Origin of the sequence: Streptomyces sp. 3330 (assembly GCF_031456635.1) — a bacterium.
GTDB lineage: Bacteria > Actinomycetota > Actinomycetes > Streptomycetales > Streptomycetaceae > Streptomyces.
This window is the reverse complement of sequence record NZ_JAVDVA010000030.1, coordinates 61793-80359: the sequence shown is the minus strand read 5'-3', so window position 1 is coordinate 80359 and position 18567 is coordinate 61793. Positions and strand designations below refer to the sequence as shown.

Annotated in this window: 19 protein-coding genes; 9 read left to right on the top strand and 10 right to left on the bottom strand. The window is 71.9% G+C overall.

The genetic code is table 11. From position 1 onward, the window contains the following. Positions 1-90: 90 nt before the first annotated feature. From J2X68_RS34530 to J2X68_RS34520, 3 genes are all read right to left on the bottom strand, one after another. Positions 91-297 carry a hypothetical protein gene (locus J2X68_RS34530; protein WP_310436551.1) on the bottom strand — a complete coding sequence of 69 codons (207 nt, stop codon included), beginning with the start codon at positions 295-297 and terminating at the stop codon, positions 91-93. A 233-nt stretch (positions 298-530) separates the two neighbouring features. Then, positions 531-647 (bottom strand): SGM_5486 family transporter-associated protein, encoded by a 117-nt coding sequence (locus J2X68_RS34525; protein ID WP_310436550.1) that lies wholly within the window; start codon positions 645-647, stop codon positions 531-533. Between the two features lie 55 nt (positions 648-702). Beyond that, positions 703-2103, bottom strand: a complete 1401-nt coding sequence (locus tag J2X68_RS34520; RefSeq protein WP_310436549.1) for an MFS transporter — start codon at positions 2101-2103, stop codon at positions 703-705. A 70-nt stretch (positions 2104-2173) separates the two neighbouring features. On the opposite strand from J2X68_RS34520, the gene J2X68_RS34515 reads away from it, so the two are divergent. After that, positions 2174-2863 (top strand): FadR/GntR family transcriptional regulator, encoded by a 690-nt coding sequence (locus tag J2X68_RS34515; protein ID WP_310436548.1) that lies wholly within the window; start codon positions 2174-2176, stop codon positions 2861-2863. Here the strand turns inward: J2X68_RS34515 and J2X68_RS34510 are convergent. The 3 genes from J2X68_RS34510 to fabG all read right to left on the bottom strand — a co-directional run bounded on the left by J2X68_RS34510 (position 2844) and on the right by fabG (position 4840). Further along, positions 2844-3197 carry a hypothetical protein gene (locus J2X68_RS34510; protein ID WP_310436547.1) on the bottom strand — a complete coding sequence of 118 codons (354 nt, stop codon included), beginning with the start codon at positions 3195-3197 and terminating at the stop codon, positions 2844-2846. The two genes, J2X68_RS34515 and J2X68_RS34510, sit on opposite strands and share 20 nt — an antisense overlap. 165 nt (positions 3198-3362) lie before the next feature. Then, positions 3363-4130 carry an enoyl-ACP reductase FabI gene (gene fabI / locus J2X68_RS34505; protein WP_310436546.1) on the bottom strand — a complete coding sequence of 256 codons (768 nt, stop codon included), beginning with the start codon at positions 4128-4130 and terminating at the stop codon, positions 3363-3365. Between the two features lie 5 nt (positions 4131-4135). Further along, complete coding sequence (gene fabG, locus J2X68_RS34500; RefSeq protein ID WP_310436545.1) at positions 4136-4840, bottom strand: 3-oxoacyl-[acyl-carrier-protein] reductase; 705 nt, start codon at positions 4838-4840, stop codon at positions 4136-4138. A 242-nt stretch (positions 4841-5082) separates the two neighbouring features. On the opposite strand from fabG, the gene J2X68_RS34495 reads away from it, so the two are divergent. The 3 genes from J2X68_RS34495 to tyrS all read left to right on the top strand — a co-directional run bounded on the left by J2X68_RS34495 (position 5083) and on the right by tyrS (position 9342). Next, positions 5083-6606: a TldD/PmbA family protein gene (locus J2X68_RS34495; RefSeq protein ID WP_310436544.1), complete on the top strand. Its 1524-nt coding sequence runs from the start codon at positions 5083-5085 to the stop codon at positions 6604-6606. Next, entirely contained in the window at positions 6603-8006 is a 1404-nt protein-coding gene (locus J2X68_RS34490) for a metallopeptidase TldD-related protein (RefSeq protein ID WP_310436543.1), read from the top strand. The genes J2X68_RS34495 and J2X68_RS34490 overlap by 4 nt, the downstream gene beginning before the upstream one ends. A gap of 67 nt (positions 8007-8073) precedes the next feature. Further along, positions 8074-9342 (top strand): tyrosine--tRNA ligase, encoded by a 1269-nt coding sequence (gene tyrS, locus J2X68_RS34485; protein WP_310436552.1) that lies wholly within the window; start codon positions 8074-8076, stop codon positions 9340-9342. 117 nt (positions 9343-9459) lie between these two features. On the opposite strand, the gene J2X68_RS34480 is transcribed toward tyrS, so the two are convergent. Continuing rightward, positions 9460-9738, bottom strand: coding sequence for a GlsB/YeaQ/YmgE family stress response membrane protein (locus J2X68_RS34480; protein ID WP_310436542.1), 279 nt, complete (start codon positions 9736-9738; stop codon positions 9460-9462). Between the two features lie 246 nt (positions 9739-9984). Here J2X68_RS34480 and J2X68_RS34475 point away from each other — a divergent pair, with 246 nt between their 5' ends. Next, positions 9985-10392, top strand: coding sequence for a DUF3099 domain-containing protein (locus J2X68_RS34475; RefSeq protein ID WP_310436541.1), 408 nt, complete (start codon positions 9985-9987; stop codon positions 10390-10392). 197 nt (positions 10393-10589) lie between these two features. Then, positions 10590-10808, top strand: coding sequence for a hypothetical protein (locus J2X68_RS34470; RefSeq protein WP_310436540.1), 219 nt, complete (start codon positions 10590-10592; stop codon positions 10806-10808). Here the strand turns inward: J2X68_RS34470 and moaA are convergent. From moaA to J2X68_RS34455, 3 genes are all read right to left on the bottom strand, one after another. Beyond that, a complete protein-coding gene (moaA, locus tag J2X68_RS34465; protein ID WP_310436539.1) occupies positions 10805-11794 on the bottom strand; it encodes a GTP 3',8-cyclase MoaA in 990 nt (329 codons plus the stop codon). The two genes, J2X68_RS34470 and moaA, sit on opposite strands and share 4 nt — an antisense overlap. A 165-nt stretch (positions 11795-11959) precedes the next feature. After that, positions 11960-13585, bottom strand: a complete 1626-nt coding sequence (locus J2X68_RS34460; RefSeq protein ID WP_310436538.1) for a cation acetate symporter — start codon at positions 13583-13585, stop codon at positions 11960-11962. Further along, complete coding sequence (locus J2X68_RS34455; RefSeq protein WP_310436537.1) at positions 13582-13938, bottom strand: DUF485 domain-containing protein; 357 nt, start codon at positions 13936-13938, stop codon at positions 13582-13584. The genes J2X68_RS34460 and J2X68_RS34455 overlap by 4 nt, the downstream gene beginning before the upstream one ends. Positions 13939-14249: 311 nt before the next feature. Between J2X68_RS34455 and J2X68_RS34450 the strand changes: the two genes are divergently transcribed. From J2X68_RS34450 to J2X68_RS34440, 3 genes are all read left to right on the top strand, one after another. Beyond that, positions 14250-15779, top strand: coding sequence for a S8 family serine peptidase (locus tag J2X68_RS34450; protein WP_310436536.1), 1530 nt, complete (start codon positions 14250-14252; stop codon positions 15777-15779). 224 nt (positions 15780-16003) lie between these two features. Beyond that, on the top strand, positions 16004-17485 hold the full coding sequence (locus J2X68_RS34445) for a CoA transferase (RefSeq protein ID WP_310436535.1): 1482 nt from the start codon (positions 16004-16006) through the stop codon (positions 17483-17485). Positions 17486-17579: 94 nt separating this feature from the next. Beyond that, entirely contained in the window at positions 17580-18530 is a 951-nt protein-coding gene (locus tag J2X68_RS34440; protein WP_310436534.1) for a CopD family protein, read from the top strand. Positions 18531-18567 lie beyond the last annotated feature (37 nt).

Genomic DNA, 18567 nt, shown 5'->3' with positions numbered 1-18567 from the left:
CCTCCACACCTACAACCACCACCGCAGCCACACCGCACTCGCAGGCCAGCCCCCCATCACCCGCGTCAACAACCCTGCGGGTCAATACACCTAGCGGGTGACCAGCTGCTGGACGCGCTCGACGAGGTGGGTGATCGCCGGGTCGCCGGTGGCCGCGTGGGCGTCGGCGGGGTTCAAGATCAGCGCCAGCAGCGTGATGAAGGCCAGCGTCGGCAGGGCGAGGGCCCACCAGGGCAGCCAGGTGCCGACGCCGCCCGGGGTGGCCGGGTGGGGCCGGGTGTGCGTAGGGGCCGGCATGGATGCCTCCGCTGTCTTCGAGTGGTCCGGGGACCTCGGCAGGTGATCCGCGTCCTGCGGTCACCCCTCGAAGTTACGGAATCCGCGGCCCGCGGCCCATCCGGTGATCCACCCACTTGACCCTGACCCTCACCCCCTAGGGGATAGGGGGGTTAACCCCACCCCGGTCCCCCGGGCGGGTCATGGCAGGGCCGGTCCGGCGGTCCTGCCGGTCGGTCGTCGCGCCAGGTCCCTCAGGGGGAAGCGACGGTCGCGATGACGGCGATGACGACGAAGATGGCGAGGAACGAGCCGAAGACGATCAGCATCTTCTTCTGGCCGTTCTGGGGATTCGGGTCGAGCACTGGCATACGGCAAGTCTCGCACCCCGCGTCCGGCGGCGGTTCCCCGGGGGTTCCCGGGGCGTCAGCGGGCCGCCTCCTCCTCCACCGTGCGGTCCCGGCCCGCCAGGACGCCCACGACCGTCTGCGGGACCATCAGGGCCGCCATGAGCGCGAGGGGCAGGCCCCACCCGCCGCTGTGCTGGTAGAGCACCCCCACCAGGAGCGGGCCGGGGATGGAGATCAGATAGCCGGTGCTCTGCGCGAACGCCGACAGCTGGGCCACTCCCGCACCGGTCCTGGCCCGCATCCCGACCATCGTCAGAGCCAGCGGGAAGGCGCAGTTGGCGATGCCGAGCAGCAGGGCCCAGGCCCAGGCGCCGCCGGCGGGCGCGAGGTACAGCCCGGCGTAACCGACGAGGCCGCAGCCGCCGAGCGCGAGCACGATCGGGCCCTGGTGCGGCAGCCGGGTGGCGACGCGCGGGATGACGAAGGCCAGCGGCACGCCCATCGCCATCGTCACGGCGAGGAGCAGCCCCGCCGTGCTCGCGGGCACGCCCGCGTCGCGGAAGATCTGCGGCATCCAGCCCATGGTGATGTAGGCGGCGGTGGCCTGGAGACCGAAGAAGACGGCGAGCGCCCAGGCCGTACGGCTGCGGGTGATGCGCAGCGGGGCCGCCGTCGGCCGCGGCGCCCCCGCGTGGGCGCCGGCCGGCTGCTGCGGCACGCGCGCGCGGCCTTCGGTCGACGGCTGCGGCACGCGCGCGGGCGCCCGCGGGTCCCGCGCCTGCCGTTCCCGCGCCGGGTCCGTGGCCTCCCGTGCCGTCCCACGGTCCCGGGCGAGCGGCAGCCAGGGCAGCACGGCCGCCGCCGCCAGGCCCGCCCACAGCGCGAGGCCGGTCTGCCAACTGCCGCCCAGCGCCTCCGTCATGGGCACGGTGATCGCGGCGGCGGCCGAGGTGCCGAGGGCGAGGGCCATCGAGTACAGGCCGGTCATGGTGCCGACCCGGTCGGGGAAGTGGCGCTTGACGATGACCGGCATCAGGACGTTGCTGACGGCGATGCCCATGAGGGCGAGGGCGCTGGCGGCGAGGAACCCGGTCGTGCCGCCGGCGTAGGGGCGCAGGAGCAGTCCCGCCGTGATCGCGGCCATGCCCGCGCACACCACCGCGCCCGGCCCGAAGCGGCGGGCGAGACGGGGCGCCATGACGCCGAAGAAGGCGAAGCAGAGCGGGGGCACGGAGGTGAGCAGCCCGGCCACGCTGCCGCTCATGCCGAGCCCGTCGCGCACCTCTTCGAGGAGGGCGCCGAGGCTGGTGATGGCGGGCCGGAGGTTGAGGGCGGCCAGCACGATGCCGACGACGAGCAGACGGGCGCCCGGGCCTCCCGCGCGCGGGGCCGTGCGCGGGGGCTCGCCCGCCGCCGGGGTGCGGCGGGGCGGGGGCGTCGTCGTCCGGGTCTGCTCGCCAGTCATGCCGACCATCATAGAATCATGGGATGATTGGTTGTCCAGGCCCGGGCTCCCCTCGGCAGCCCCACCCGTGCGAAGGTGTGCCATGCCCCTGAGCCATCCCCGCCGCTCGGCGCTGTCCGAGCAGGTCATCGCCGCGCTGCGCACCCAGATCACCTCGGGCGAGTGGCCGGTCGGCGCGCGCATCCCCACCGAGCCCGAGCTGGTCGAACAGCTGGGCGTCGCCCGCAACACGGTCCGCGAGGCCGTGCGGGCGCTCGCGCACAACGGGCTGCTGGACATCCGCCAGGGCTCGGGCACCTACGTCGTGGCGACCAGCGAGCTGGCGGGCGTCATGCACCGCCGTTTCGCCGACGCCGACCCCGGGCACATCGCCGAGCTCCGCGCCACCCTGGAGTCGAGCGCGGCCAAGCTGGCGGCCGGGCGGCGCACGGAGAAGGACCTCAAGCACCTGGACGCGCTCCTCCTGCGCCGCGAGGAGGCCTGGGACTCGGGCGACGCGGAGGCGTTCGTGGCGGCGGACGCGACCTTCCACCTGGCGGTGGTCGCGGCCTCCCACAACGACGTCATGACCGCGATGTACGCGGACCTCGGCGAGGTGCTGCGGGACTGGCTGCGCGAGGACGTCGGCGAGGAGCTGACGCCGGAGACGTACATGGACCACACCCGGCTGGTGGACGCGATCCGCGCGGGCGACGCGGAGGCCGCGGCCGTCGAGGCGGCCGGCTATCCCCTGCTGTGCCGGCCCGGACGGTTCACAGCTTCTGGTGGCTGACCCAGGCCGAGCGGACCTCCTTCCAGCAGCGGCCGGTGAGCCGGACGGTCAGGGCGGGGCCCGCGTCGACAGGGGTGCCGTCGGTGTCGAGATCCCACCAGCGGGCGCACTCGATGTGCAGGCGGACGCGGTCGGTGTCGGCGTAGGGGTTGTGGCAGTGGGCGACGACGCGGGAGCCGCGGATCTCGGTGCGGCACTCCGCGCCGAACGGCTCCTCGGGTGCGGCGGTGGCCTGCCGGGCCGGCACGCGTGCGTGGGGCAGCGCGTCGTACGGCAGCGACAGGACGAGACAGACGGCGACGGTCACTGGGGCCAGGCTGCGAGACAGGCGCACAAGGGGACCTCCTCGGCCGTGCTGGGGAGGAAAGCGCGGTAAGGAACCCGCACCTCAGAGTGCCTCGCCGGGACGCTCCCCCGCCCGGCCGGGTGGGCCGAACGGGTGACGCCCCGCTCCCCGCGCGCGGGCGGGGGAACGGGGCGTCGGGGGGCGTGTCGGTGATCAGGCTCCGATGGCGTGCAGGCCGCCGTCGACGTGCACGATCTCGCCCGTGGTCTTCGGGAACCAGTCGCTCAGCAGGGCGACGACACCGCGGCCGGCCGGACCCGGGTCGTTGAGGTCCCACTCCAGCGGGGAGCGGTCGTCCCACACGGAGGCCAGCTCGGAGAAGCCGGGGATGGACTTGGCCGCCATGGAACCGATGGGGCCGGCGGAGACCAGGTTGCAGCGGATGTTCTGCTTGCCCAGGTCACGCGCCATGTAGCGGCTGGTGGCCTCCAGGGCCGCCTTGGCGGGGCCCATCCAGTCGTACTGCGGCCACGCGAACGAGGCGTCGAAGGTGAGGCCGACGACCGAGCCGCCGTTCTGCATCAGCGGCAGACAGGCCATGGTGAGCGACTTCAGGGAGAACGCCGAGACGTGCATGGCCGTGGCGACCGACTCGAACGGCGTGTTGAGGAAGTTGCCGCCCATGGCGTCCTGCGGCGCGAAGCCGATGGAGTGCACGACGCCGTCGAGACCGCCGAGCTCCTCGCCGACGACGTCGGCCAGCCGGGCGAGGTGCTCGTCGTTCGTCACGTCGAGCTCGATGACCTTGGTGGGCTTCGGCAGCTTCTTGGCGATGCGCTCGGTCAGCGTGGGCCGCGGGAACGCGGTCAGGATGATCTCGGCACCCTGCTCCTGGGCCAGCTTGGCGGTGTGGAAGGCGATGGAGGACTCCAGCAGCACGCCCGTGATCAGGACGCGCTTGCCCTCGAGGATTCCGCTCATGGTGATCAGTGACCCATTCCCAGTCCGCCGTCAACGGGAATGACGGCTCCAGTGATGTACGAGGCGTCGTCCGAGGCGAGGAACCGCACCGTCGCGGCGATCTCCTCCGGCTGCGCGTACCGGCCGAGCGGGACCTGCGAGACGATGCCCGCGCGCTGCTCGTCGGTGAGCACCTTGGTCATGTCGGTGTCGACGAAGCCGGGCGCGACGACGTTGAAGGTGATGTTGCGCGACCCCAGCTCACGGGCGAGGGAACGCGCGAAGCCGACCAGGGCGGCCTTGGAGGCGGCGTAGTTCGACTGTCCGGCGGAGCCGAGCAGGCCCACGACCGAGGAGACGAGGACGACGCGGCCCTTCTTGGCGCGCAGCATGGCGCGGTTGGCGCGCTTGACCACACGGAAGGTGCCGGTGAGGTTGGTGTCGATGACCGAGGTGAAGTCCTCCTCGGACATGCGCATCAGGAGCTGGTCCTTGGTGACGCCGGCGTTGGCGATCAGGATCTCCACGGGGCCGTGCTCGGCCTCGATCTCCTTGTAGGCCTGCTCCACCTGCTCGGAGTCGGTGATGTCGCACTTCACCGCCAGGAAGCCGGCCGGTGGCTCGCCCGAGCGGTACGTGATCGCGACGTTGTCGCCGGCGTCGGCGAACGCGCGGGCGATGGCGAGGCCGATGCCCCGGTTTCCTCCGGTGACGAGAACCGAGCGGCTCAACGGATCACCCTTTCGATAGGGGTCTGACGCACCCGCCGGAACACGGAAGGGCAGGTGGCTTCCTTCGAAACCTATCGGTCTGCCTCGTCCGACGGACATTCGGGCACCGACAGTGGCTCACCGGACTGGCTGTGGGGTCTCTACAGAAAGTTTGCGGAAGCGGGGCGGAAACGTGTGGTCCGGGGCTGCCGGGCGCGACATGATCGAGGCTTCACACGTGACGACACCAGGGAGACACGTAGGTGCCCCACAGCATCGATGAAAGTTTCACGGCCCTACCCCTACGCGCCCTCGCCGACGCCGCTCTCGCACGCGCGCGTGCGCTGGGGGCGGAGCACGCGGACTTCCGGTTCGAGCGGGTGCGCAGCGCGTCCTGGCGGTTGCGCGACGCCAAGCCCTCCGGGTCGTCCGACACCACCGACCTCGGGTACGCGGTGCGGGTGGTGCACGGCGGCACCTGGGGGTTCGCGTCCGGCGTGGATCTCACGATGGACGCCGCGGCCCGGGTCGCCTCGCAGGCGGTGGCGATGGCCAAGCTGTCCGCCCAGGTGATCAAGGCGGCCGGTTCGGACGAGCGGGTGGAACTGGCCGACGAGCCGGTGCACGCCGACAGGACGTGGATCTCGTCCTACGAGATCGACCCGTTCACCGTCGCGGACGAGGAGAAGTCGGCGCTGCTCGCGGACTGGAGCGCGCGGCTGCTGGCGGCGAACGGGATCAACCACGTGGACGCCTCGCTGCTCACCGTCCACGAGAACAAGTTCTACGCCGACACGGCCGGCACGGTGACCACCCAGCAGCGGGTGCGGCTGCACCCGGCGCTGACCGCGGTGTCGGTGGACGAGTCGAGCGGCGAGTTCGACTCGATGCGGACGATCGCGCCGCCCGTCGGACGCGGCTGGGAGTACCTCACGGGCACCGGCTGGGACTGGGACGACGAGCTCGACCGGATCCCCGAGCTGCTCGCCGAGAAGATGCGGGCGCCGAGCGTCGAGCCGGGACTGTACGACCTGGTCGTCGACCCGTCGAACCTGTGGCTGACCATCCACGAGTCCATCGGGCACGCCACCGAGCTGGACCGGGCCCTGGGCTACGAGGCCGCCTACGCCGGGACCTCCTTCGCCACCTTCGACCAGCTGGGCAAGCTGCGCTACGGCTCGGATCTGATGAACGTCACGGGCGACCGCACCGCCGAGCACGGCCTGGCGACCGTCGGCTACGACGACGAGGGCGTCGAGGGCCAGTCCTGGGACCTCGTGAAGGACGGCACGCTCGTCGGCTACCAGCTGGACCGGCGGATCGCGAAGCTGACCGGGTTCGAGCGGTCCAACGGGTGCGCCTTCGCCGACTCCCCCGGCCATGTCCCGGTGCAGCGCATGGCCAACGTGTCGTTGCGGCCGGATCCGGCCGGGATGTCGACCGAGGGGCTCATCGGCAGCGTCGACCGGGGCATCTACGTCGTCGGCGACCGGTCCTGGTCCATCGACATGCAGCGCTACAACTTCCAGTTCACCGGCCAGCGGTTCTTCCGGATCGAGAACGGGCGGATCACCGGCCAGCTGCGGGACGTGGCCTACCAGGCGACGACCACCGACTTCTGGGGGTCGATGGCGGCGGTCGGCGGCCCGCAGACGTACGTCCTCGGCGGCGCCTTCAACTGCGGCAAGGCCCAGCCGGGCCAGGTCGCGGCGGTGTCGCACGGCTGCCCGTCGGCCCTGTTCAAGGGCGTCAACATTCTGAACACCACGCAGGAGGCCGGTCGATGAGCGCGGGCACCAACAAGGCGCAGCAGCCGCACGAGATCGTCGAGCGCGCCCTCGAACTGTCACGGGCCGACGGCTGTGTCGTGATCGCCGACGAGCAGTCGACGGCGAACCTGCGGTGGGCGGGCAACGCGCTGACGACCAACGGCGTCACGCGCGGGCGCACGCTCACCGTGATCGCCACGGTCGACGGCAAGGAGGGCACGGCCTCCGGTGTCGTCTCGCGGGCCGCCGTCACGGCGGACGAGCTGGAGTCCCTCGTCCGGGCCGCCGAGGCCGCCGCGCGCGGAGCGGGGCCGGCCGAGGACGCGCAGCCGCTGGTCAGCGGCGTGGCCCGGTCCCCGGAGTTCACCGAGGCGCCCGCGGAGACCTCGTCGGCGGTGTTCGCCGACTTCGCGCCGGCCCTGGGCGAGGCGTTCGCCCGCGCGCGTGCGGGCGGTCGCGAGCTGTACGGGTTCGCCAACCACGAGCTCGTCTCGACGTACCTGGGCACGTCGACCGGGCTGCGGCTGCGGCACGACCAGCCGAACGGGACGCTGGAGCTCAACGCCAAGTCCCCGGACCGGACCAGGTCGGCGTGGGCCGGGCGCTCGACGCGCGACTTCAAGGACGTCGACCCGGCGGCGCTCGACGCCGAGCTGGCCGTACGGCTGGGCTGGGCGGAGCGGCGGATCGAGCTGCCCGCCGGACGGTACGAGACGCTGCTGCCGCCGACCGCGGTGGCCGACCTGATGATCTACCAGCTGTGGTCGGCGTCCGGCCGGGACGCGACCGAGGGCAGGACGGTGTTCTCGCAGCCCGGTGGCGGGACCCGGATCGGCGAGAAGCTGTCCGACCTGCCGCTGACCCTGCGCAGCGACCCGAACGAGCCGGGCCTGGAGTCGCCGCCGTTCGTCATCGCGCACTCCTCCGGCGGCGACCAGTCGGTCTTCGACAACGGCCTGCCGGTGCGGCCCACCGAGTGGGTCTCCGCGGGCGAGCTGAAGCACCTGACGACCACCCGGCACAGCGCGGCCCTGACCGGCCTCCCGGTGGCGCCCGGGGCCGACAACCTGATCCTGGACGGCGGCGAGGACCGCTCCCTGGAGGAGATGGTCGCGGCCACCGGACGCGGGCTGCTGCTGACCTGCCTGTGGTACATCCGCGAGGTCGACCCGGCGACGCTGCTCCTCACCGGCCTGACCCGGGACGGCGTCTACCTGGTGGAGGACGGCGAGGTCGTCGGCGAGGTGAACAACTTCCGGTTCAACGAGTCGCCGGTCGGCCTGCTGGGGCGGGCGACGGAGGCGGGGCGCACGGAAAAGACGCTGCCCCGGGAGTGGAGCGACTGGTTCACTAGGGCTGCGATGCCCGCGCTGAGGGTGCCGGACTTCAATATGAGCTCTGTCAGTCAGGGCGTATAACCTCGTAGCCGGTGGTCGCTCGGCCGCCCGCACCCAGCCTGAAGATCATCAAGGAGATATGAGAACCGTGACGGACATCGTCGACGAACTGAAGTGGCGCGGGCTGATCGCCCTCTCCACGGACGAGGACGCATTGCGCAAGGCGTTCGCGGACGGTCCTGTCACGTTCTATTGCGGCTTCGACCCGACCGCGCCCAGCCTGCACCTCGGCAACCTCGTGCAGATCCTGACGATGCGCCGGATCCAGCAGGCGGGCAACCGTCCGCTGGGTCTGGTCGGGGGCGCCACCGGGCTGATCGGCGACCCGAAGCCCACCGCGGAGCGGACGCTGAACTCGCCCGAGGTCGTCGCCCAGTGGGTCGAGCGGCTGCGCGCGCAGATCGCGCCGCTGCTCGACTTCGAGGGTCCGAACGCGGCGGTCATGGTCAACAACCTGGACTGGACGCAGGGCCTGTCGGCCATCGAGTTCCTGCGGGACGTCGGCAAGTACTTCCGCGTCAACAAGATGATCGCCAAGGAGGCCGTCTCGCGGCGGCTCAACTCCGAGGCGGGCATCGGCTACACGGAGTTCAGCTACCAGATCCTCCAGGGCATGGACTTCCTGGAGCTGTTCCGGCGGTACGGCTGCACGCTCCAGACCGGCGGCAGCGACCAGTGGGGCAACCTCACCTCGGGCACCGACCTGATCCACCGGGTGGATCCCGAGGCCGTGGTGCACGCGCTGGCCACTCCGCTGATCACCAAGGCGGACGGCACCAAGTTCGGCAAGACGGAGTCCGGCACGGTCTGGCTCGACCCCGAGATGACCACGCCGTACGCCTTCTACCAGTTCTGGCTGAACGCGGACGACCGGGACGTGTCGAAGTTCCTGCGCATCTTCAGCTTCCGGTCCCATGCCGAGATCGAGGAGCTGGAGCGGCAGACCGAGGAGCGTCCGCAGGCCCGGGCCGCTCAGCGGGCGCTGGCCGAGGAGCTGACGACGCTGGTGCACGGCGCCGACCAGACGGCAGCCGTGGTCGCCGCGTCCAAGGCCCTCTTCGGCCAGGGCGAGCTCGACGGGCTCGACGACCGGACGCTGGCCGCGGCCCTCTCCGAGGTGCCGCACATCCAGGTCGCCGAGCTCGGACCGGTCGTGGACCTGTTCGCCGAGGTCGGCCTGGTGGCCAGCAAGTCCGCCGCGCGGCGGACGGTGAAGGAGGGCGGGGCCTACGTGAACAACGTCAAGGTCACCGCGGAGGACGCCGTCCCGGCGAAGGAGGAGCTCATCCACGGGCGGTGGCTGGTGCTGCGGCGCGGGAAGAAGAACCTGGCCGCCGTCGAGGTCACCGGCTCCTGAGTCCCGCTCCTCGGGCCGTTCCGTGCGGGATGCGCCCCGGGGGTGCGGGTTCGCTGCCGGCCGCGGCTTTCGCCGTGGCTCGTCCTGCGGGTCCGCGCGCCCCGGTGGGCGCCCGCGTCAGGTCCTCTGCTTGCGCTTGCCGAGCGTCGCCATGTAGAGCATGTCGCCCAGGGCGACGATGATGATCGCGGCGATGAGCTGGAACGCGTGGCGGCTCCAGTCGATGCCGGAGGTCGACTCCACCCCCGCCGCGCGGGCGATCGAGTTGCCCACGACGGCGCCCAGCATGCCGAAGATGGTGGTCAGCCAGAGCGGGCTGTGCTGCTTGCCCGGGATGATCGCCTTGGCGATCAGGCCCAGCACGAATCCCACGATGATCGCCCACAACCAGCCCATGGCTGCCTCCTTGTACGGCTCTACGTGAGCATTGCACCCAAGTCTCGGTCCGCCCGCCGTACGGCGCATGTCGGGTACGGCCATACGCGGCACGGCGCAGGACCTTCGCCCGGGCGGCGGGCGACCCGGTCTCGAAGGCGGCGCAGTCCCGGCGTAACGTGGACGCTGTCCGGACCCGGCTCCCCGAGCGGGTGCGGGCCGGAGAGGTGCCGGGGCGGAGCCGATGCGGGCGGACGGTGGAATGTGATGCGGAAGCAGAGTGGCGGCGGCAACGTCCAGGTGTTCCGGATCACCGGTGCGCGCCAGGGACTGCAGGAGGACGTGCGGGGCCGGCAACGGCGGTACGTCATCTCCATGTCGATCCGTACGCTGTCGGTGATCCTCGCGGCGACGTTGTGGAACGTGGAACGGCACGTGGCGATCGTGGCGTTGGTCCTGGGTGTGGTGCTCCCCTACATCTCGGTGGTGATCGCCAACGCGGGGCGGGAGAACGTGCCGTCGCTGCCTTCCACTTTCCTGACCGCACCGGTGCGGACCATGATCGCTCCGCCGCGGGCCGACGACGGATCCGTGGGTCCGGTCCCGCAAGAGGAGGGCTTCGCGGAATCCCTCCGGAAGGAACCGGCACCCGATCCGGCTGAGCGTCAGCCGTGAACAGGCCATGAGCGGACTGTGCTCAAAGCTCAGGAAAAGCTCAGATCAATCATGTTGTTCCAGTGCCGTGCGGACCGTGAGCCATGACATACTTCGTACGCGCTCCGCATCCCCCGTCGGAGCGACGGACCGACGCCGGGCAGCTCCCCCCGTGGCTGCTCGGCGTCGCCTTTGTGTGCGTGTGGTGAGACAAGTCTGTGAGTGACGAGAACCCGATCTGTTCCGCCAAGGGCTGCCGCGTCGACGCGGTGTGGGTACTGGCGTGGAACAACCCGAAGCTGCATACGCCGGAGCGGCGCAAGACGTGGCTCGCGTGCGAGGAGCACCGGGAGCATCTGTCCCAGTTCCTCGGGGTCCGGGGCTTCCTCAAGGACGTCCTCCCGCTGACCGAGTGGGAGTCCCCGGAGGCTCGCTAGCCGCCGATCGCCGACATCGGCCGGTCCGGCTGGAGGAACGTCGGGTCGTCGAGCCCCGAGCCCGCCTTCTTGCCCCACATCGCCAGCCGCCAGATGCGCGCTATCTCCTCGTCCGGGGCGCCGGAGCGCAGGGCCGCGCGCAGGTCCGTCTCCTCACGGGCGAAGAGACAGGTGCGGACCTGGCCGTCTGCCGTGAGGCGGGTGCGGTCGCAGGCGGAGCAGAACGGCCGGGTGACGGAGGCGATGACGCCCACCCGGTGCGGTCCGCCGTCCACCAGCCAGCGTTCGGCAGGGGCGGAGCCGCGCTCCCCCTCGCCCTCGGCGGTGAGCTCGAAGCGGGTGCGCAGGGAGGCCAGGATGTCGCCGGCCGTGACCATGCCCTCGCGCTTCCAGCCGTGCTGGGCGTCCAGGGGCATCTGCTCGATGAACCGCAGCTCGTAGGCGTGCTCGACGGCCCAGGCGAGGAGGTCGGGGGCTTCGTCCGCGTTGAGCTCGGGCATCAGGACGGCGTTGACCTTGACCGGGGTCAGGCCTGCCTCGCGGGCCGCCTCGAGGCCTTCGAGGACGTCCTTGTGACGGTCGCGGCGGGTGAGGGTCTTGAAGACGTCGGGGCGCAGGGTGTCGAGCGAGACGTTGACCCGGTCGAGGCCCGCCGCCTTGAGTGCGGCGGCGGTGCGGCGCAGGCCGATGCCGTTCGTCGTGAGGGACATCCGGGGGCGGGGCTCCAGGGCCGCGACCCGCTCGACGATGCCGACCAGGCCTGGGCGCAGCAGGGGTTCGCCTCCGGTGAAGCGGACCTCCTCGATGCCGAGCGTGGAGACCGCTATGTCGATCAGCCGGACGATCTCGTCGTCGCTGAGCAGGTCGGGCTTCGCCAGCCACTGCAGGCCCTCCTCGGGCATGCAGTACGTGCAGCGCAGGTTGCACCGGTCGGTCAGCGAGACCCTCAGGTCGGTGGCCACTCGGCCATAGGTGTCGATGAGCACGTGGGCCCCCTCCCGCGTAGCGATCGCTTGTCCGTCACGTGCGAGCCTACGTGACACCGGTGACAACGACAGTGCCCGATCCCACGAGATCCCACGGAGCAGGACGCGGCCGCGTCGTAGGGATCTACGACGCGGCCGCGGGGAGGGGGCGTGGTCGGCGGCGGCTCAGTGGGCTCCGGTGCCGGTCAGGGAGCGGACCTCCAGTTCGGCGTACTTGCCCTTGTCGGGCTCCTCCTTCGACACCAGGGTGCCGATGATGCCCAGCAGGAAGCCGACCGGGATCGAGATGATGCCGGGGTTCTCCAGCGGGAACCAGTGGAAGTCGACGTCCGGGAACATCGAGGTGGGCTTGCCCGAGACGACCGGCGAGAACAGCACCAGGCCGACCGCGGTGACCAGGCCGCCGTAGATCGACCACAGGGCCCCGGAGGTGGTGAACCGCTTCCAGAAGAGGCTGTAGAGGATCGTCGGGAGGTTGGCGGAGGCGGCCACCGCGAAGGCGAGGGCGACCAGGCCGGCGACGTTCAGGTCGCGGGCCAGGGCGCCCAGGAGGATGGAGACCGCGCCGATACCGACCGTGGCGTAACGGGCCGCGGCCATCTCCTGCTTCTCGGAAGCCTGGCCCCTCTTGATGACGTTGGCGTAGATGTCGTGGGCGAAGGACGAGGACGAGGCCAGGGTGAGGCCCGCGACGACCGCGAGGATCGTGGCGAAGGCGACCGCGGAGATGGTGGCGAGCAGGATCGCGCCCCAGTTGGAGTCGACGCCGCCGAGATGGAGGGCGAGCAGGGGCGCCGCGGTGTTGCCGGCCTTGTTGGAGGAGGTGATCTCGTCCGGTGCGATCAGCGCGGCGGCGCCGAAGCCGAGGGCGAGGGTCATCAGGTAGAAGGCGCCGATCAGGCCGATGGCCCAGAGGACCGACTTCCGGGCGGCCTTGGCGGTGGGCACGGTGTAGAAGCGGATCAGGATGTGCGGCAGGCCCGCGGTGCCGAGGACCAGGGCGATGCCGAGCGAGATGAAGTCCAGTTTGGTGGTGCCGGTGGCGCCGTACTTCAGGCCGGGCTCCAGGAAGGCCGCGCCCTTGCCGCTGTTGTCGGCGGCCGAGCCGAGCAGGTCGGAGACGTTGAAGTCGAACTTCAGCAGGACCAGGAAGGTCAGCAGCAGGGCGCCGGCGATCAGCAGGACCGCCTTGACCATCTGGACCCAGGTGGTGCCCTTCATGCCGCCGATCGTCACGTAGACGATCATCAACACGCCGACCAGCGCGACGATGCCGATCTTGCCGCTGTCACTGGTGATGCCCAGCAGCAGGGAGACCAGGACGCCCGCGCCGGCCATCTGGGCCAGCAGGTAGAAGATCGACACCACGATGGTGGAGGTGCCGGCCGCCGTGCGGACCGGCCGCTGGCGCATGCGGTACGCCAGGACGTCGCCCATCGTGTAGCGGCCGGAGTTGCGCAGCGGCTCGGCGACCAGGAGCAGGGCGACCAGCCAGGCGACCAGGAAGCCGATGGAGTACAGGAAGCCGTCGTAGCCGAAGAGGGCGATGGCGCCCGCGATGCCGAGGAAGGACGCGGCCGACATGTAGTCGCCGGAGACGGCGAGTCCGTTCTGGAAGCCGGTGAACTGGCGTCCGCCGGCGTAGAAGTCGGCGGCGTCCTTGGTCTGGCGGCCGGCCCAGACGGTGATGACGAGGGTCGCGGCGACGAACACCGAGAACAGGATGATGATGAGTGTGCGGTGCTCGCCGGCCTCGCCCGCGGCGAGCAGGGTGTGCTGTGCGGGGCTCATGCTCCGCCCTCCATCCGGGACTTGATGGCCTCGGCCTTGGGGTCGAACCGCGCGGCGGCGGTCCGCGCGTACCACCAGGCGATGAGGAAGGTGGTGAGGAACTGGGCGAGGCCGAGGGTCATGGCCACGTTGAAGTTGCCGAACAGCTTGGTGCCCATGAAGTCGCCCGCGTAGTTGGACAGCAGGACGTACAGCAGGTACCAGGCGATGAACGCGACCGTCAGCGGGAAGGCGAAGCCGCGGTAGGAGCTGCGCAGTTCACCGAACTCCGCGCTTTCCTGCACCGCGACGAACTCCTCGGTGGGCGGGAGTTGGGTGGGGGATTTCGAGGGGGGCGGTGTCTCGGTTGCCACGAAGTCTCCTCGTTGCGGATGCGGGTCGGACGGCGAAAGGAGGCGAGTCCTCTCGCTCCCTGCCCAAGGTCACGGCGCCGCGCAAGGACGGGTTCAACGCGTCGGGCGGGTTTGTCGAAGCGGCCTTCGGCAGGTCATGACCAACGAGCGGGGGCCGCGTCAGGTCATGGGTCGGCAAACTCGCCGCCTGGAAGTCATTGCTGGCCGGTGAGTCAGGGAGATAGCTTCGGGCGAGCACCACCCGTCATGTACCTGCCCAGGCCGCACCTGCGCCTGGGTCAGGTCCCGTTTCCGGATGATGTGGAGACCCCATGGCTCATCTGCCTTCCAGACGCCGCCTCGCGCTCGCGGTGCCCGTCGTGCTGTCGCTGACCGCCTCGCTCGGCTTCCTGCCGACGGCGGCCTCCGCGGCCCCCGTCACGACGTCCGCCACCCGGACGGCCGATGCCGGAACCCTGGCGTACGTCGTCAACACGAAGGTGGACCACCGCACGATCGGGTCGGTGAAGAAGGCGATCGCCGCGGCCGGCGGCACCGTCGTCGCGGCGTACGAGAAGATCGGCGTCCTCGTCGTCCATTCGGCGAACCCCGACTTCGGGCCGCGCATACGCGCGGTGCGCGGCGTGCAGTCGGCCGGCGCGACCCGTACCGCGCCGCTGAGCGCCGCGGGGACCACCGACGAGGGGGCCGCTCAGGTCCTCTCCCCGGCGGAGGCCGCGAAGACCGAGAAGGCGTCCGACGCCGCGGGCCAGAGCGAGCCGCTCGAGGCCGACCAGTGGGACCTTCGCGCGATCGGCGCCGACCGGGCCGCCGGGATCAACCCGGGCAGCAAGAAGGTCACGGTCGCCGTCATCGACACCGGCGTCGACGACACCCACCCGGACCTCGCGCCGAACTTCTCCGCGTCCCAGTCGGCGAACTGCGTCGGCGGCGTCGCGGACACCAGTGAGGGCGCCTGGCGTCCGTACACCGCGGACGACTACCACGGCACCCATGTCGCGGGTGAGATCGCCGCGGCCCGCAACGGCATAGGCGTGGCGGGCGTCGCGCCCGGCGTGAAGGTCGCCGGCATCAAGGTGAGCGACCCCAAGGACGGCCTCTTCTACCCGGAGAACGTCGTCTGCGCCTTCGTGTTCGCCGCCGACCACGGCGTCGAGATCACGAACAACAGCTACTACGTCGACCCGTGGCTGTACAACTGCATGGACGACCCCGACCAGAAGGCCATCGTCGACGCGGTCAACAGGGCCCAGCTGTACGCCCAGAAGAAGGGCACGCTCAACGTCGCCTCGGCGGGCAACTCCAACCACGACCTGGACTCCGACTCCCTGGTCGACGCCTCCAGCCCGGACGACTCCACGCCGGTCGAGCGGACCGTCGACCCGCACGAGTGCTTCGACGTCCCGACCCAGCTGCCGGGTGTCGTCACGGTGAGCGCCACGGGCGTCAAGGGCACCAAGTCGTACTACTCCACGTACGGCCTGGGCGCGATCGACGTCGCGGCCCCGGGTGGCGACAAGTACCAGATCCCGGACACCCCGTCCGCCAACGGCCGCATCCTGTCGACGCTGCCGAACAACACCTACGGCTTCCTGCAGGGCACCTCGATGGCGTCCCCGCACGTCGCCGGTGTGGCCGCGCTGCTGAAGTCGACCCACCCGCACGCGAGCCCGGCCCAGCTGCAGGCGCTGCTCAAGCTCCAGGCCGACAGCACGGCATGCCCGACCGAGCCGTACGACGGTGACGGGAACGGGGTCGTGGACGCGACCTGCGTGGGCGGCAAGCGCCTCAACGGCTTCTTCGGCTTCGGCGTCGTGAACGCGCTGCGCGCCGTGAAGTAGTCGTCGTCCCCGCAGACGAGGGGAGGGCCGGGCGGACATCCGCCCGGCCCTTCGTGCGTGCGGGCGCGCGTACCGGGGCGGGCGCGTACGCGGGCGGGGGCGGGACGGGTGGTGCGGATGCGCGGTGCGCGTGGTGCGGGTGCGTGCCGTGACGCCTTCCGCTCGACGACCGCTCGCCCGCGCGGGCGCCCATATTGATTGAATCAATAATGCATAGTTCAGTCATGACTGGAATCACGTTTGCCTGGTCGGAGCTGGGCGGCGATCCCGCCCTCCTCGCGCGCGTGTCCACCGTCGAACGGGAGGGTGAACTGCGGGCGCGCCTTCCCGTGCGGGAGCTGGCGCGCGCCTGCGTCGGCGCGTGCGCGCTGGCCGGCGCCGAACTGGGGGCGCGGCGGGCCGGCCTCGCGCAGGCGCCCCGGGTCCGGGTGGACGACGCGGCGGTGGCCCACGCGTTCGTCAGCGAGCGGCGGCTGCTGGTCGACGGACGGGCCCCGGTCGCCTTCGCCCCGTTGTCCCGGTTCTGGCGGACGGCCGACGGCTGGGTGCGCACCCACGCCAACTACCCGCACCACCGCGAGCGGCTGCTCCGGGCGCTGGCGCTGCCGCGGAGCGCCGGCCCGGCCGACGTCGGGGCCTCGCTCGCGGAGCGCTCCGCCCGGGACGTGGAGGAGGCGGTGTACGCGGCCGGAGGCCTGGCCGTGGCGTCGCGCACGCCCGGGGAGTGGGCGGCGCAGGAGCAGGCGGCCCTGATCGCCGCTCATCCCCTGGTGGAACGGTGCCGGTCGGACGAGGCACGCGCGCGTACCTTCACCTCGCCGGAGGACGGGCCGCTGCTGCCCGCCGCCGGACTGCGCGTCCTGGACCTGACCCGGGTCCTGGCCGGGCCGGTGGCCACCCGCACCCTCGCCCTGCTGGGCGCGGACGTCCTGCGGATCGACGCGCCGCGGCTGCCCGAACTGCCCGACCAGCACGCCGACACGGGCTTCGGCAAGCGCTCGGCGCTGCTGGACCTGACGGCGGACCGGCGCACCTTCGAGGAGCTGCTCGCGGCGGCGGACGTCGTGGTCACCGGCTACCGGCCGGGCGCCCTGGACCGGTTCGGGCTGTCCCCCGAGGCGCTGGCCGAGCGCCGGCCCGGGCTGGTCGTGGCGCAGGTGTCGGCGTGGGGCGCGTACGGGCCGTGGGGCGGGCGGCGCGGCTTCGACAGCCTGGTCCAGGCGGCCACCGGCATCGCGGCCGTCGAGGGCTCCGCCGGACGGCCGGGTGCGCTGCCTGCCCAGGCCCTCGACCACGGAACCGGCTATCTGCTGGCGGCGGCCGTGCTGCGGGCGCTGACCGAGCAGTCGTACGAGGGCGGCAGCCGGTTCGTGCGGCTGGCGCTGGCCCGGACCGCTGCGTGGCTCACCGGGGGGAAGTCCTGGACGGCCGAAGGCGGGGGCGTCCACGACGGGGGCGGCGGGAACCGGGACGTCCGGCCTGAGGGCGTCCGGATGGACGAGAGGGAGGGCAAAGGGATCACCAAGGCGCGGGACCGCGAGGTGAGCGGGGCCGGGAGCGCCGGCCCCGACCCCTGGCTGACGGAGACCTGCAGCCCGCTCGGGCGGCTGCGCCACGCCCTTCCGGCGGTGTCGTTCGACGGCGGTCCGGTCGACTGGGCGCGGCCGCCGGGGCCTTGGGGAGCCGATCCGGCGCGCTGGCTCTGAGCCCCGGGCGGCCCGCTCCCGAGCGGCCTCCGGGCCCACCCGACCGTTTCAGTATGAGTTGCCCGCCTTTGTGGGCAGTGGTGAAGATCCTCGCATGGCCCTCATACGACCGACCGAAGCAACCGAATCCCTCCGCCGCACCGGCCCGGGCCGGGCGGTGGCGCTGCTCGTCCTGGTGGGGCTCGCGGCCCTGATACCGCTGCTCGGCCCCTCCGTCGCCGCGCACGGCACCGGCGAGGCCACGGCCGCGGACTCCGGCGTGGTGGCGCTGCTGCGGACGGTGCTGTTCGCGGCGCTGTGCGTGCAGGTGGGCGAGCTGTTCGCGGCCGGTCTCGGCCGAGGGGTGCCCGCCGCCCCGGCCGTCCGACCGGTCAGCTGGGCGCCGTACGCGGCGGTGGTGGGGTTCGCGGCCGCGGCGACCGCCGGTGAGCTGGCGCCGCACGGCCACGGCTCGCGGGGCGGCGTGCTCGCGCTGCTGGAGGCGGTCGCGTTCGCGGTGGCGGGGCTCTGCGCGCTCACGCGTCGGCCGAACCGTCAGGTGTGGCCGCTCACGGCGGTGATCCTGGCGGAGGCGCTGCGCGCGCATCCGCCGACCGAGTCCGCGCCCCTGATCGGCTCCGGCCTCACGGTGGTGCACCTGACGTGCTCCGCGCTGTGGGCGGGCGGGCTGCTGAACGTGCTCCGCACGCTGCGGGCGTGGGACGACACCAGGGCGGGCACCGCGCTGCTGGGCCGCTACGCGCGCGCGGCGGCCGTGCTGTTCGCCGCCGTCACCACGACCGGGCTGTGCAGTTCACTGCGCCGGATGCCCTCGGAGGCGGTGCTCGATCAGCTGACGACGACGGCTTACGGGCGCGTGCTGCTCGCCAAGGTGCTCGTCGTGGGCGCGGTCGCGCTGCTCGCCCTGCGGGCGCGGACACGGCTGCGCCGGGCCCCCGATCCGCTGGCCGCCTGCTCGCCCGCGCGCGTGGAGATCGTCGCGCTGGGGGTGGTGGTCGCGGTGTCGGGACTGTTGACGGCGCTGCCGCTGCCGGGCAAGGGTTGATGACCATGGCCCGAGAATCAACCGTGTACCCGCTCGG

Bases quoted from the DNA above. Each gene is read 5' to 3' on its own strand.
- J2X68_RS34440 (WP_310436534.1), top strand. From the start codon at position 17,580: ATGGCCCTCATACGACCGACCGAAGCAACCGAATCCCTCCGCCGCACC.
- J2X68_RS34525 (WP_310436550.1), bottom strand. From the start codon at position 647: ATGCCAGTGCTCGACCCGAATCCCCAGAACGGCCAGAAGAAGATGCTG.
- J2X68_RS34445 (WP_310436535.1), top strand. From the start codon at position 16,004: ATGACTGGAATCACGTTTGCCTGGTCGGAGCTGGGCGGCGATCCCGCC.
- J2X68_RS34520 (WP_310436549.1), bottom strand. From the start codon at position 2,103: ATGATGGTCGGCATGACTGGCGAGCAGACCCGGACGACGACGCCCCCG.
- J2X68_RS34515 (WP_310436548.1), top strand. From the start codon at position 2,174: ATGCCCCTGAGCCATCCCCGCCGCTCGGCGCTGTCCGAGCAGGTCATC.
- J2X68_RS34530 (WP_310436551.1), bottom strand. From the start codon at position 297: ATGCCGGCCCCTACGCACACCCGGCCCCACCCGGCCACCCCGGGCGGC.
- fabI (WP_310436546.1), bottom strand. From the start codon at position 4,130: ATGAGCGGAATCCTCGAGGGCAAGCGCGTCCTGATCACGGGCGTGCTG.
- J2X68_RS34460 (WP_310436538.1), bottom strand. From the start codon at position 13,585: ATGAGCCCCGCACAGCACACCCTGCTCGCCGCGGGCGAGGCCGGCGAG.
- J2X68_RS34480 (WP_310436542.1), bottom strand. From the start codon at position 9,738: ATGGGCTGGTTGTGGGCGATCATCGTGGGATTCGTGCTGGGCCTGATC.
- J2X68_RS34490 (WP_310436543.1), top strand. From the start codon at position 6,603: ATGAGCGCGGGCACCAACAAGGCGCAGCAGCCGCACGAGATCGTCGAG.
- J2X68_RS34475 (WP_310436541.1), top strand. From the start codon at position 9,985: ATGCGGAAGCAGAGTGGCGGCGGCAACGTCCAGGTGTTCCGGATCACC.
- J2X68_RS34450 (WP_310436536.1), top strand. From the start codon at position 14,250: ATGGCTCATCTGCCTTCCAGACGCCGCCTCGCGCTCGCGGTGCCCGTC.